This is a genomic window from Helicobacter sp. TUL (assembly GCF_002287135.1).
Taxonomy (GTDB): domain Bacteria; phylum Campylobacterota; class Campylobacteria; order Campylobacterales; family Helicobacteraceae; genus Helicobacter_F.
Window position 1 is genome coordinate 41877 of record NZ_NESU01000012.1, and the last position, 14049, is coordinate 55925.

Here is a 14049-nt window from a genome sequence, read left to right on the forward strand (position 1 = left end):
TTACTTCCTTTGGAGTGTGTGGAGTTCGTTTTGGACTTTTTGGAGTTTGTCTTTGGCATTTTGTAGGGCGGTGCGGTTTTGCTCTAGCACTTGTTGTGGTGCGTTTTTGACAAAGTTTGGATTTTCTAGCATAGCATTAAGTTTTGTAATTTCTTTTTGGAGCTTTGTTTCTTGGGATTGTAGGCGTGTGATGATAGCGCTAATATCAATCCCATGGAGTGCTATGAAAGTTTGTGCTACTTCTCCGACATCGCTTATACATTCGGCTGGATTAGCAGCGTGAGAATCTAATATAGTGAGATTCTCAACTTTAGCAAGTTTATTGACAAAAAGTCTCAGCACTGCTACATCTATAGAGGTATTTATACGCACAAAGGCTTGTTGTATTGGGGCATTGCCTAATTCTAGGGTTGCTTTGATACGGCGCAAGGAAGTGATACAATCTTTAATCAATGTGAATTCTTGCTCTATATAATCATCTTGTGTCGTGTCTGTAGGGAATGTAGCTATCATAATTGATTGGCTTGCCTCTAAGCTTGTGCCACTAAGTGCATGCCACAAATCTTCGGTGATAAATGGCATAAATGGATGCAGAAGTTTTAAGCTCTCTTTAAACACTATGCCTAATTCAAAAATGGCTTCTTTTTGGGCTTTGGCAAGTTCGATACCCCAATCACAAAATTCATTCCACAAAAAGTGGTGCAGTATGCTTGTGGCGTCATTAAAGCGATAGTTATCTAGCGCGTGGCGGAGTTGTTTGGTTGCAAAGGCTAGGCGCGAGTGCATATAACGCCCAAGCGGTGTAGAGAATGTAAGATTCTCATCTGTGAAATAAGGATTTTGTGGGCGAAGTTGTGCGGCATACATAAGCAGGAATTGCGCGGCATTATAGATTTTGTTGGCAAAGTTTTTGCTAAGCTCAAGTTGGGCGTGTGAGAGTTTAATATCTCTACCTTGCGCACATAAACTAGCGAGTGTAAAACGCACAGAATCTGCGCCATATGTCGCGATAATCTCAAGAGGATCGATGACATTGCCTTTTGATTTACTCATTTTTTCGCCATTTTCATCACGCACAAGAGCGTGTAGATATATGTCTTTAAAAGGTAGCTTACCTAATAAAGATTCTCCTGCTAGGAGCATACGCGCCACCCAAAAAAACAAAATATCAAAGCCTGTGATAAGCAAGGAATTAGGATAGAATCTCTGTAAATCCTCATCGTGATAGAGTGCGTGTGTCGTGTCGTTTTGTTGGTGTGTGGCGTTTGTATTGCCCCAACCAAGTGTGCTAAATGCCCACAATGCAGAGCTAAACCAAGTATCAAGCACATCATTATCTTGTGTGGTAATGGTGGCGTGGCATTTGGGGCAAGTAGGGTTATCAATTTCACTAGCTACTTTTTCTCCACACGCGCAATACCACACAGGGATTCTGTGTCCCCACCAAAGTTGCCGACTAATGCACCAAGGGCGTAAATCACGCATCCACGCATTGTAGTTATTAAGCCATTGCGCAGGGAAAAATTTTGCTTCACCATTATTAACGCGTTCTATCGCCTTTGTAGCGACTTCTTTTTTGACAAACCATTGCTTAGAAATATAGGGTTCTATGACATTACCACAACGATAGCATACCCCCACTTGATTTTGATAAGGCTCTATGGCGTGGATAAAGCCCTCGCTTTGTAGTTTTGCAACGATTTGTTCTCGTGCTTGGAGGCGTTCTAATCCCGCAAACTCTCCGGCTAAATCATTGAGAATCCCTTTTTCATCAAAGACGACAAGTGAGGGCAGATTGTGGCGTTTGCCTACTTCATAGTCATTCATATCGTGTGCAGGTGTTACCTTAACGCACCCTGTTCCAAAGCTCATATCTACATGTGAATCTGCGATGATAGGAATCTCGCGATTAAGCAAAGGAAGCACGATACTTTTACCCACAAGGTGTGTATAGCGTTCATCATCTGGATTTACCATTACCGCAGTATCACCAAAAAATGTTTCTGGGCGTGTGGTGGCAACGATGAGGGATTGTGTAGAATCTTTAATCGGATATTTGATGTGATACAAAAAGCCATCATTTTGTTTGTATTCTACTTCTATATCGCTTAGTGCGCCATCGTGTGTGCACCAATTAATCATATATGAATCTTGAATGATAAGCCCTTGTTCATACCATTGCACAAATGCTTTTTTGACGGCATTTTTTAAGCCATCATCCATTGTAAAACGCAATCTACTCCACGCTGGAGAGATACCAAGTTTTCGCATTTGGTTTAGAATCTTGCCACCAGATTCTTCTTTCCATTGCCATACTTTATCAATAAATGCCTCACGACCGATACTTTCTTTGCTGATACCTTGGGCTAAGAGTTGTTTTTCGACGATATTTTGTGTCGCAATTCCTGCGTGATCCATACCTGGTTGATATAATGTCGCATAGCCGTCCATACGCTTATAGCGTGTAATAATGTCTTGGAGGCTGAATGTGAATGCGTGTCCGATGTGTAGCACACCTGTAACATTTGGCGGGGGCATCATAATACAAAAGTTTTTTTGTTTGCTTCTATCGACTTCAAAATATCCGCGTTCTTGGCATATTTCATAAATTTTAGATTCTATGGCTTGTGGATTGTAAGCTTTTTTTTCTTGCATAAGAGCACCCTTATTTCTTTGGTTGTATAATTTTAGGGAATTATAACAAACTTCTAAGGAGATTGTATGGCTTATGAGAGCAAATCATTGGGCAATATCCATAGCACTAATAAAAAACGCCTACAATCTCTTAGCAAATAACTTCTATGCCTCTCTCTCGCCTCAATCAAGAACAATATCGCGCCGCAACTGCTAAGCAAGGCTATAATCTTATCATTGCTTCGGCTGGAACAGGTAAAACCTCCACGATTGTAGGGCGTATCGCGTTTTTGCTCCAAAATGGCGTGCACCCCAAGGAGATTTTACTCTTGACCTTTACAAACAAGGCGAGTCAAGAAATGATTGAGCGTGTGGGGAGATTTTTTGGTGCTAAAGTCGCTGGTGAGATAGAATCTGGCACATTTCACGCCGTGGCATATCGATACCTCAAAGAACATTTGCATATTAGCCTTAAGCAACCAAAAGAGCTAAAGATTCTATTAAAAAGCCTTTTTGAAAAGCGCGTGTTTAGCGATCGTAGCTCGGCATCGGTTTATACTTCACAATATCTCTATGATAGCTATTCGCTATATCTTAATAGCGGATCGACACTAAGCTTTGGTGAGTGGATATGCCAAAAAATTCCTGCACAAGCGCCATATGTCAAGATTTATGAAGATGTATTGGCGGAATTTGATGAGCTGAAGCGATACCACAATTATGCGGATTATAATGATTTGTTATTGCTTTTTAGAGATGAGATTACGCGCAATGTATTGGAGTTTGCTGAAGTGTTGTGTGATGAATACCAAGACACAAATCCCTTGCAAGATTCTATATTGCAGGCTTTGAATCCAAAAAGTCTGTTTTGTGTGGGGGATTATGATCAAAGTATTTATGCGTTTAATGGAGCGGATATTGGGATTATAGGAAATTTTACGACTAAGTATCCAAATGCGCAGGTTTTTACGTTGAGTAAAAATTATCGTTCTTCAGAAAAGATTTTGTCTCTAGCTGATAGGCTTATTAAGCATAATCCTAGAATCTATCCTAAAAGCTTGGAGGTTATCAAGGAGGGCGCTTTTGCATCGCCAAAACTCTTGGGCTTTGAAGAGTTGTTTGCGCAATATCAAGGGATTGCTAAGCATATCGCGCTAAGTAACTATAAGCACGAAGATATTGCTATTATTTTTCGTAATAATGCAAGTGCTGATGGTTTGGAGGCTTGTTTGCGTGAGCTTGGAATCTCGTGCAAACGCAAGGGTAGCACAAGCTTTTTTGATAGCAAGGAAGTTTCTGTTGTGCTTGATATTTGTGCGATAGCAACATATCCGCGTGATATGATGGCATATATTCATATTTTGGGCTATGGCAAGGGCATAGGTAATGCAATGGCAAAGGATATTTATGAATCTTTATTGCGACTTGGGAATGGCGTAGCGCTTAGAGGGCTTTTTAGTCCGGATCTTTTGGTGCGCCCTTATGAACAGAAAGCAAAAAATACAGAGCTTGGACTTTTTGATGATTTTTTTGCCTTGCAAGCACAAAATCGCTTTGATGAGCATATTTCTAAGCAATTTGCTTCACACCCTATTTTGGAACACCCAAAGCTTACTCTTAAGGGTGCGCAGTTTTTGGATACATTTTTTGCAATGCTTAGTGAGATACACGATATTACAAGCCCAAAGGATTGTATTGCGCGCATTGCACATAGTCAATTTTTTAAGGATATCGCGTATCATCTCGCGCAAACTCGCGCCAAAAACAAAGATGGAAGTATAGATTCAGAGCGTTTGCAAAAGGCATTAGATAATATTGATCGCAAAGTTTCTTTGTTGCGCGATTTGGCGTGTAATTATAAAGAAATGGGAAAATTTCTTAATGCTATGGTGCTTGGCTCAAGCGAGGCAAATGAGGGTAGCGGCGTAAATCTCCTTAGCGTGCATGCCAGCAAGGGCTTAGAATTTAGAGATGTATATATTGTGGATTTAATGGATGGGCGATTCCCAAATGTGAAATTGATGAATAAAGGTGGGAGTTTGGAAGAGGAGCGGCGACTTTTGTATGTAGCCATTACACGCGCTAAGGAAAACCTCGTGCTTTCTTATGCCAAAAGAGATGCGCTTAAGGGCATTGATTATGAACCCTCAAGATTTTTGTATGAGACTAAACTTTTGAAGAAAAATACACCATAAATCCATAAAGTTGCTGAAGTATCTCTTGACAAACGTTAGCAAAATGACTATAATTTCGCTTTTTTGTAACAAAAGGTGCAGGGCTAAAATAGCTTGATGACCCGTTAGCTCAGCTGGTAGAGCAATTCCCTTTTAAGGAATGGGCCGTTGGTTCGAATCCAACACGGGTCACCACTTCAATGATTTTCTTTGTAAATAAAAGTGGCCCCTTCATCTAACGGTTAGGATACCACCCTTTCACGGTGGCTACAGGGGTTCGAATCCCCTAGGGGTCACCACTTTTATTTATTTCCTTTGGTCGCTTAGCTCAGTTGGTAGAGCGCCACCCTTACAAGGTGGATGTCATAAGTTCGAGTCTTATAGCGACCACCATTCTTATTCTAATAAGGTGGAGCGGTAGTTCAGTTGGTTAGAATACCTGCCTGTCACGCAGGGGGTCGCGGGTTCGAGCCCCGTCCGTTCCGCCATTACATATATTTCTCTCTTTTTTAATACAACATCCAAACCCAAAATGGTATTGATACTGCACTAAACAGCAATCCAAAAGCAATCGCACTTACTGCAAGATTGGAATCTAGCTTTGCTTTCATGACCATAGCTCCAGCAAGAGTCATAGTCGGCATAGCAGTTTCAAAGATAGCAATCATCATAGATGGCGATGAGGATATGTGGAGGATATGAGTTATACCTATAAAAATAAGTGGTGCTAAAAGCATTTTGCCTATTATGACAAGCGTTACGCTTTTGTAGGAATTTTTAATCGCACTAAAGCCCAAAGAAAGCCCAATGGCAAAGAGTGCCACAGGTGTCGCTGAATGCCCAAAAAGCGTAATAGGACCAAAGATAAATGATGGTAATTTGATAAGGCTACATACTAATCCCAAGATAAGCGCGATAAATGGCGGAAACATCACAATAGCTTTGATATTTTGGATTAGGCTTGGTTTGTTGGGGTATGCGAGATTGATAACAAATGAACCAAAAAGTAAAATTGGTAGCATAGTGGCTAGAGCATCATAACAAATCACCTCACCCATATATTGTGGATCTGGATAGAGCGCAGAAATGATAGGTATCCCCACAAAGAGTGTGTTACCAAAGCATGTAAGCAGTGCCATACTTACTAAGGTAATTTTTGAGAATCTAAGCATTTTGCCAAGGACTATGATGATACAAGTTGTTAGGATATTAGAGCAGAGCCCTATGGCGATCACTCCTAGCAGTTCTGTATCAAATTTGAGCTTGTAGGTATTTTCAAAAATAAGACAGGGGAGAGCAAAGAGCAGGGCAAAATCAAGAAACATCTTGGATTGCTTTTGTTTGAGGACACCCAATCTTTTGGCGACATAACCACCAAAAAGCAGCACAAAAATCGTAAATAATGGCTCAAAGACAAACATTCCTTTCTCCTTGCTTTGTGTCTAAAGCGCGTGTTAGTTTTCTTGAGGTTCTTCCTCAAAAATTTCAATAGATTCTATAATATCACCTTGCTTGAGTGAATCTAAAACCTTGAGACTTTCGCGTTTGTTGGGTTGTATGCGTCCAAAAACGGTGTGTTCACCATCAAGATGAGGTTGCTCCAAGAAGCAAATAAAAAATTGGCTACCACCAGTATCACGCCCTGCGTGTGCCATAGAAAGTGAGCCTTTTTTATGTAGGTTTGGATTGTCTTTTAATTCACAACGGATTCTATATCCCGGACCCCCTGTGCCATTGCCTATAGGACAACCACCTTGCGCAACAAATCCAGGTATTACGCGGTGAAAAGTGAGGTTATTATAAAAACCATCTTTTGCGAGGGTAGCAAAGTTGGTTACGGTTTGGGGTGCATCATCGGGAAACAATTTAACAAGCATAGAGCCTTTATTTGTCTTAATAAGCGCGTAGTTAAGCTTTTGTAATTCCTGTGGATTGATGTCAAAAACCTTTAATTCTTCCATGAAAAACTCCTTAATCGTGAGGTAAAAATACGGCGTATTTTACCGATATAGCAACATACTTTCGCTTAAAAAAGGACAAAAAATTGCAAAGGATTGCAAGGGTTATGAGCATTGTCTGTATGTGTGTATTGCTGCATGCAGATGTGTATGATGAAGATATGCTTATACAAGAGGGTGTTATAGATTCATTTGGGATTCATAAGTCCTCGCCTTTGCGTGGGTTAGATTCTAGATTGGGTGAGGGGCTAGATTACGCATCTTTATCAAAAGAGAATCTTGATGATATTTCTAATCAAAATACAGCCCCTATGCTTTCTTCTGCGCTTTTGCCTCAACAATACATTCTCCCAGAACCTTTGCCAGATTGGATTTATGCCACAGCGATTATCGAGGTGCATTTTAATGATGGCTCTATGCGTCGAGGTTTTGCAAATATGCTTAAAAATGGTTTGTATATTACTTCAAGTGAGGTTGTGTATAGTGCCTCGCTCATACCGCGTCGCGTGTATGTCAAAATGCAAGATTCTAGCGCGCCTGAAATTATTTGTGTTGCAAAATTGCATCTTATGGCTGTGGATACCCAAAGTGGCTTAGCGCTTTTGGAAAATATCGCAAGCACAGATGATTATTGCAATGTTGTGCAAAAGAGTTACTATCACGATAGAATCCAAAAGCGTGTTACAATAGATGTCTTTAACAAAACACCAAGCATAAATCCTAATCAAAATGTATTATTTCCTTATGTGGATAAATATTATTCTTTTGTGCCAAAAACAATGCAAGTTGGTGAAGTAGAGACGTATTATGATCAAGCGTCTGCTACATATGTCAAATATGGCTATCAGTTAAAACGCGATTGGTATCCTAATTTTGCCTATGGTAAGGGGATTTTTGACACAAAAGGGAATTTTTTGGGACTTATTAGCCTTACATATCATAGTTATTTGCCTGTGCTTGTCAAAAAAGAAGTGGTGCAAGATTTTTTGTGTTCGCTTGATGAAAAAAAGGTGCTTCAAGATGGAGATATTGCAAAAAGTTGCGCGGCATTGCACAAAAGACAAAGATTTTTTTAAAAGACTATGGTATTTTGCAATTTCTATGGGGATTGGTGCTTGACTTTTTGAGAAAACTTCTTTATAATTACGCTTTTTTGAAATTCCGGATTAGCTCAGCGGTAGAGTAGGCGGCTGTTAACCGCTTGGTCGCAGGTTCGAATCCTGCATCCGGAGCCATCTTCTTTTTAAGACTTCAGATATACTTTTTCAATCACGATTTTTAGATATAGGTTTTATTTTAGAGCTTGATAATTTTTGCACCAAAACCACCTAGATTCAGTGGTGCATCACCAAAGGATTGGATTTTTGGGTGAGATTTTAAAAATTCTGCCACAGCTGCACTTAGTTTGCCTGTGCCAATCCCATGATACACAAGCACTTCATCAAATCCTGTTATGAGGGCATTTGAGAGAAAATCATCAAGTGTTTCTATAGCCTCTTGGACACGCATTCCGTGGAGATCAAGACTCACATTTGTAGGCTTTGAGGGCGTGGGCGATGTTTTGGAATGTATTGCTTGGGGTTTTTGTGTAGGTTTTAGTTGGTGGAGTGGGAGTTTGAGGCGCACACCATTTTCAAGTTCAAGGCTACACATTTTTCCCATAATCTCGATAATCACTCCGCGACTTTGTCCGTATTTGGCATAATCACCTTTTTTGAGGCTTGTTTCTTTGGGTTTATTTGGGGTGTAGTGGTGTGTATGTGTTTGTAAGATTGCATTTGCTGTGTTGATACCACGATGAATGGCTTTGTTGTCATTTTCTTTCATATGTTTTTTAAGTTCATTAAGGGCATTGCGATAAGTGCGTTCTAGTTCGGTTTTTATGTGCGTGTATTCGCGTTCATAATTTGTAATAGTTTCATTTAGGGCTTGTGCTTTGCGTTCATACGCTTGTTCTTTTTGCTCTAAGAGACGCATTTTTTGTTTGAGTTCTCGCTCAAGTGTGCTAGAGCGCTCAATAAGTTCGTTTAAATATTTTTTATCCTCGCCATAGACTTCTTGTGCGCGATTGATTAAAGTCGCTGGAATCCCATAGTTTTTGGCAGTTTCAAACGCGTAACTTTTGCCAATGCTACCTTGCAAAAACTCATAAAGTGGGCGTGATTTTACTTCATCATACAAGGCTGCAATTAATGCGACATCTTCCCTATTTGCCATCAATGCCGCAAGGCTCTTGTGGTGTGTGGTAAGAATAATCTTGCATTGTTTGTGGCTTAGGTGCTCTAAAATGACTTTGTATAGACTTGCTGCCTCTTGAGAATCTGTGCCCAGTTCAATCTCATCGATACCTAGTAAAAAATTATCCTCACCCAAAATTTGTGCAAATTCCACCATACGCCCTGCAAATGTTGAAATGTCATTTTTGCTATTTTGTGGATCTGAAATAATGGCAAAGATATGTTTAAAAAGTGGGATTTTAGAGTGCGCGGCATTGATTTTTAGTGGCAAGAGATATTTGCTTAGCAAACTTGCACACAAAATGGATTTTAATAAAATGGTCTTACCTCCGGCATTAACGCCAGTAATAAGGGTGATTTTTTTGTGAATCTCGATATTTAGAGGCTTTGGATTTTTAAGGATTGGATGACAAAAATCTTTTAGCACAATATCTTCTTTGCTAGATTCATACACAAATTCCAAATTATACGCCTTGGCAAAACTATGACGCGCATAGATATGATCAAATTTATCAAATTCTTTATTTAAAAATCGCAAAAACATAAGTTGCTTTTGCAAACTCGCGCTTAAATCTTTGCAAAGCTCATATAGGAGGGATTGGAGCGTGTCATTGAGGCTACTTTGCTTTGTTTTTAGTTCGGCGATATTTTGTGGGAGGACATAAAAAAAGCCATTGGCACTACGCGCGATAATGATGCCTTTGAGCGCATTATTAAACCCAGCCTTTAGCAGTAGGCATTCTGTTTGGTTAATGTAGTGAATCTGCTGATCTACAAGATATGTTTTTATGCTTCCAAGTAGGGCATTAAAAGCTTGTGTGATATGCTGTTGTGTGCGAGCAATAGCGTCTTTTATGCCATCAATATCTGGATAAATCCCACGCTTTAATTCGCCATCATCTTCAAAGATCTCACAAAGTTGTGCAATATGTGGTGGGATTTGGATTGAATCTAGCCAAGCGTGAAGATGTGGCGTATCTTCTTTTATGAGGCGTTTTAGGTAGGCAAAATATCGCACAAGTTTTACAAATTCAAAAATATCCTCAAAACTTAAAACACCAAACTTTTGGAGATGAGTAAGGGCGCTTTGTAAGTCTTTTAGCTTTGGGAGTGGGCTTATGCGTGTAGATTCTAATTCTTGTAAAAAATGGGCAAAAACTCGTCTATCGCCACTAAATGCAAAGTCTTTGGGGCGTGCCAAAAAACTCTCAAAAGTATGGATAAAATCCTCTAAATCAAGGGCATTGATAAGTTTAGAGAGTGCGTGCATGTGCTATTTGCTACAAGATTCTAAGAGGATTTTTATACCCTTGTATGGGGAGTTGTCTTTGCCTTGAAGTGATTTGATACCGCTTGTGATTTCAAAATCTTGCTTTTGGACTACAAGAGTATCGTCATTCATTTTGCACTGCAAGGATTCTCCACGATTAAAGGCATTTTGCAGTTCATAGAGGTTTTGTGCATCTTGATCTTGTAAATATGTGTAAACACCGCCTAAGCCCACGATAATAACAAGACTTATGGTAATGCCAATACGCTTTTTTGTGTCAATTTCTTGTGAATCTTTTATAATCATTATAATGAGCGCGATAAGCAATGTAACAAAAATAACAAATAACATATAAGCCATAAAAATCCTTTTTAAGTGTTGTGTGTATTATTTTTCACCGCGTAGTTGATAGGTGATATCCCCAGCCCCTAATCCTATAATAAGTGCATTTTGAAGATCACGCAGTTTGTGCATGTCATTATACAATGCAATGCCTTGATTTTCTTTTTTGATATGTGTGGCAAAGGTAGGTTTATAATGCGCAAATTCAGCAGGCAAGTCGATAGCTATTTCTTTTTCACCAGCACGCCACACAGGCAAAATTACTAATTCATCACAAAGATCAAAGCATGTTTTAAAACTTTGAAGATTCTCTACAAGGCGCGAGTATTTGTGTGGTTGCCAAATGGCGATAATACGATGTAAGTCACTAAGGTTAGCATAAATTCGGGCGCTTTTTAGCGTGGCTAGAATCTCTGTGGGGTGATGTGCGTAATCATCAATAATAGTAGTCGCACCTTTTTGAAGTATATCAAAACGCTTTTTTATGCCTTTGAAATTACGGAGATTTGTAGCAATTTGTGCTGTATCTTTGCCCTCATCAAGTGCGCATAAAATCGCCAAAGAGGCATTAAGTGCGATATGCTCACCAAAACCATAGACTTGAAAAGTCCCTACATTTTTAAGTGTGAATCTCGTGTATGGTTCGCCATTATCAATCATATATGTGATATCACAAATATCGTGTTTGGGATTTAGCTTTGTGGCTTGGAGATTGACATTTTGGAGGTAGGTATCTTGGATATTGATAACGCGTTTTTTGGCAAGTTGCAAAAACGCATCGTATGCGCTATAAAATTCCTCTAGGTTGTGATTGTATGTTTCCATATGTTCGGGTTCGGCGTTTGGCACGATTGCATAATATGGGTTGGAATTTAAAAAGCTCTTATCAGATTCATCAGCTTCAAAGATGAGATTCTCACTCGCACACGCACGCACATTAGAGCCAAATTCTTTAGAATCTGCGCCAATTATTGCGCCATATTCTGGAAATATACTGCTAAGCATTGCGCTTGTTGTGCTTTTGCCATGTGCTCCACAGATACTAAATACTCTTTTGTCCTTGAGGATAAATTCTAGGGCTTGTGATCGTGAAAGGACGGGGATTTTTTTTTCAAGAGCACTTAAGACTTCGACATTATCAGGTTTGATGATAGCAGAATGTATCACAAGATCTTGATCGGTAATGCAATCTGCGTTGTGTGGGATTGTGATAGGCACTCCTTGGGCCTTTAGTTCTTTTATGGCGTTGCTTTGTGCAATGTCAGATCCACTAATCTGTGCGCCTTGAGCCATAAGATAACGCGCTAATCCAGAGATTCCAATCCCACCAATACCAATAAAATGTATTTTCATCGCTTTTTGCATTGTTGTCCTATTTGTGTATTTTTTGAAAATTTTGAAGAGATGTGCGTATGCGTTTTAGTGCGTCTGTGATAGTGGGCGTATCATACACAAGAGCAAGGCGCACATAACCTTTACCAACGCCATTGCGCCCCAAAAAGCTACCTGGTAGCACACTAATGCCTTCAGTGGCATATATATATTTGCAAAATTCCTCATCATCGCCTACATTAAGCCATACATAAAATGTATATGGACTGATGTGAATATCAGGGAATATTTTTTGGGCTACGCGGAGATTCTCTGCATAGATTGCGCGGCTTTGTTCTGGTGAGTGAAAATCTTCCCACGCATATGCAGCGGCTTTTTGGAGTGGCAGTGGGATAGCGCACCCAATGTATGTGCGATATAAACCATAGGCTTTTAAAATATCGCTATCTCCGGCAATAAATCCGCTTCTAAGTCCCGGAGCACTAGAACGCTTGGATATAGAATTAAGTGCTAGGATATTTTTAAAATTCGTATTCCCTGCTTTAAGACTTGCTTCTAGGATACTTGTTGGTTTTGTATCGACATAAAGTTCGCTATAACATTCATCACTTAAAATTACAAAGTCATATTCAAGCGCTTTTTGCACCCATTCTATAAGTTCATCAAGCTCTAGGATACTACCAGTTGGATTGTTAGGAGAGTTAAGAATCACAATTTGGGGCTTGTTTGGACTTGCTAAAAGAGATTGTAAAGAGGGCTTAAAGGCATTTTGTGGTGTGAGATTCATAAGGATTGTTTGAGCCCTGCACGCAATTGCCGCACCTTCATAGATTTGATAAAATGGATTAGGGTAGGCTATAGTAGGGTTTTGTGTGCCAAAGAGATAAAATTGGGGAAAATTAAAAAGCACCTCACGCGTCCCAAATGTAGGGATAATTTGTTGTGGATTTAGTTGTATGCCATAGCGATGAGCAATAAAGGCAAGTTGTGCGTTGATGAGATATTCCTCGCCACTTGATCTTGGATATTTATTGAGTAAAGACGTGTTTTCTTTGAGACTAAGTTGAATATTTTGTGGTGTTTGGAATTGTGGTTCGCCTATGGTAAGTGTGATAGGCGGTATTTGCGGTGGCATTATGCCACTAAGGAGGGCGCGGAGCTTTTCAAATGGATAGCTTTGGAATTGAGTTAGCACACAAGATCCTTAATATAAGATATGTCGTAAAATCGGCTATTTTGCCTAAATACAAAGCACTTAAGGCTGTTATTGTAGTGAAAAAAACTTATATTTTAATTATTTGTGGAATTTAGCTTGATTTTTTAGAAAAACACTGCTAAAATTCCAATTTTTGTGCGGGAATAGCTCAGTGGTAGAGCACAACCTTGCCAAGGTTGGGGCCGCGGGTTCGATCCCCGTTTCCCGCTCCATATCGTTTATTTTTCTCAGTTTTTATAATTTAGTGTTTTGTTTTGGAACTTTTGGGTTATGCCCGGGTGGTGAAATTGGTAGACACAAGGGACTTAAAATCCCTCGGACATTGCGTCTGTACCGGTTCAAGTCCGGTCTCGGGCACCACCTTTTTGGATTACAATTATATGTGTGGCGACATAGCCAAGTGGTAAGGCATGGGCCTGCAAAGCCTTGATTCCCCAGTTCGAATCTGGGTGTCGCCTCCAAAATTAGCCTACTACATTTTTTATATACAAAAGTTCGGGAGATGGCTGAGTGGTTGAAAGCGGCGGTCTTGAAAACCGTTGAGGGTCACACCTCCGGGGGTTCGAATCCCTCTCTCCCGGCCAGAGTTTCCTGTTTTCTTATAATCGATTCAAAGGACCCACAATGAATCCCTTCTTTTATATCATCGTGCCAATCTATAATGTCCAAGCATATTTACACCAATGTCTAGATTCTCTTATTAATCAAACATACACACATTTTAAAGCGATTTTAATTAATGATGGTAGCACAGATTTAAGTGGGCAAATCGCACAAGAGTATTGTGATAAAGATTCACGTTTTGTGCTTATCACACAACAAAATGCAGGACAATCTATAGCAAGAAATGCCGGATTAGCATATATCAAAAATGACTTATTATCAA

10 protein-coding genes and 9 tRNA genes are annotated in these 14049 nt (G+C 39.7%); 12 read left to right on the plus strand and 7 right to left on the minus strand.

All coding sequences use genetic code 11. The annotated features are described in order from the left end of the window. The gene (locus B9T66_RS06445) at nucleotides 1-2655 is read right to left on the minus strand and encodes a valine--tRNA ligase (protein WP_095628168.1); all 2655 of its coding nucleotides are present in this window, start codon (nucleotides 2653-2655) and stop codon (nucleotides 1-3) included. 146 nt (nucleotides 2656-2801) lie between these two features. On the opposite strand from B9T66_RS06445, the gene B9T66_RS06450 reads away from it, so the two are divergent. From B9T66_RS06450 to B9T66_RS06470, 5 genes are all read left to right on the plus strand, one after another. Next, complete coding sequence (locus B9T66_RS06450; RefSeq protein ID WP_095628169.1) at nucleotides 2802-4829, plus strand: ATP-dependent helicase; 2028 nt, start codon at nucleotides 2802-2804, stop codon at nucleotides 4827-4829. 98 nt (nucleotides 4830-4927) lie between these two features. Beyond that, nucleotides 4928-5003: transfer RNA gene (locus B9T66_RS06455), tRNA-Lys, on the plus strand. Between the two features lie 29 nt (nucleotides 5004-5032). Beyond that, nucleotides 5033-5107 (plus strand) — tRNA-Glu (locus B9T66_RS06460). Nucleotides 5108-5125: 18 nt separating this feature from the next. Further along, a tRNA-Val gene (locus B9T66_RS06465) sits at nucleotides 5126-5201 on the plus strand. 18 nt (nucleotides 5202-5219) lie between these two features. Further along, a tRNA-Asp gene (locus B9T66_RS06470) sits at nucleotides 5220-5296 on the plus strand. A gap of 21 nt (nucleotides 5297-5317) precedes the next feature. Here B9T66_RS06470 and B9T66_RS06475 read toward each other — a convergent pair. Next, nucleotides 5318-6229, minus strand: a complete 912-nt coding sequence (locus B9T66_RS06475) for an AEC family transporter (RefSeq protein ID WP_095628170.1) — start codon at nucleotides 6227-6229, stop codon at nucleotides 5318-5320. A 33-nt stretch (nucleotides 6230-6262) separates the two neighbouring features. Beyond that, nucleotides 6263-6769 (minus strand): peptidylprolyl isomerase, encoded by a 507-nt coding sequence (locus B9T66_RS06480; protein WP_095628171.1) that lies wholly within the window; start codon nucleotides 6767-6769, stop codon nucleotides 6263-6265. Between the two features lie 83 nt (nucleotides 6770-6852). Here B9T66_RS06480 and B9T66_RS06485 point away from each other — a divergent pair, with 83 nt between their 5' ends. Together B9T66_RS06485 and B9T66_RS06490 are read left to right on the plus strand one after the other, a co-directional pair. Next, complete coding sequence (locus tag B9T66_RS06485) at nucleotides 6853-7842, plus strand: hypothetical protein (RefSeq protein ID WP_143429110.1); 990 nt, start codon at nucleotides 6853-6855, stop codon at nucleotides 7840-7842. 84 nt (nucleotides 7843-7926) lie between these two features. Next, nucleotides 7927-8001, plus strand: a tRNA-Asn gene (locus B9T66_RS06490). A gap of 61 nt (nucleotides 8002-8062) precedes the next feature. Here B9T66_RS06490 and B9T66_RS06495 read toward each other — a convergent pair. Genes B9T66_RS06495 through B9T66_RS06510 form a run of 4 tightly spaced genes read right to left on the minus strand, consistent with a single transcriptional unit; the run spans nucleotide 8063 to nucleotide 13142 of the window. Then, nucleotides 8063-10273: an endonuclease MutS2 gene (locus B9T66_RS06495; protein WP_095628173.1), complete on the minus strand. Its 2211-nt coding sequence runs from the start codon at nucleotides 10271-10273 to the stop codon at nucleotides 8063-8065. Between the two features lie 3 nt (nucleotides 10274-10276). Further along, nucleotides 10277-10633, minus strand: a complete 357-nt coding sequence (locus B9T66_RS06500; RefSeq protein WP_095628174.1) for a hypothetical protein — start codon at nucleotides 10631-10633, stop codon at nucleotides 10277-10279. Nucleotides 10634-10660: 27 nt separating this feature from the next. Next, nucleotides 10661-11980 (minus strand): UDP-N-acetylmuramate--L-alanine ligase, encoded by a 1320-nt coding sequence (gene murC, locus B9T66_RS06505; RefSeq protein WP_257874640.1) that lies wholly within the window; start codon nucleotides 11978-11980, stop codon nucleotides 10661-10663. 7 nt (nucleotides 11981-11987) lie between these two features. Then, entirely contained in the window at nucleotides 11988-13142 is a 1155-nt protein-coding gene (locus B9T66_RS06510) for a succinyldiaminopimelate transaminase (protein ID WP_095628175.1), read from the minus strand. Between the two features lie 158 nt (nucleotides 13143-13300). Here B9T66_RS06510 and B9T66_RS06515 point away from each other — a divergent pair. The 5 genes from B9T66_RS06515 to B9T66_RS06535 form a co-directional block, all read left to right on the plus strand. Further along, a tRNA-Gly gene (locus B9T66_RS06515) sits at nucleotides 13301-13375 on the plus strand. Between the two features lie 60 nt (nucleotides 13376-13435). Then, a tRNA-Leu gene (locus B9T66_RS06520) sits at nucleotides 13436-13523 on the plus strand. Between the two features lie 26 nt (nucleotides 13524-13549). Beyond that, nucleotides 13550-13624: transfer RNA gene (locus tag B9T66_RS06525), tRNA-Cys, on the plus strand. 35 nt (nucleotides 13625-13659) lie between these two features. After that, nucleotides 13660-13747: transfer RNA gene (locus B9T66_RS06530), tRNA-Ser, on the plus strand. A gap of 40 nt (nucleotides 13748-13787) precedes the next feature. Further along, nucleotides 13788-14049 (plus strand): glycosyltransferase (locus B9T66_RS06535; RefSeq protein ID WP_143429111.1); only part of this gene is annotated, 262 nt, incomplete at its 3' end.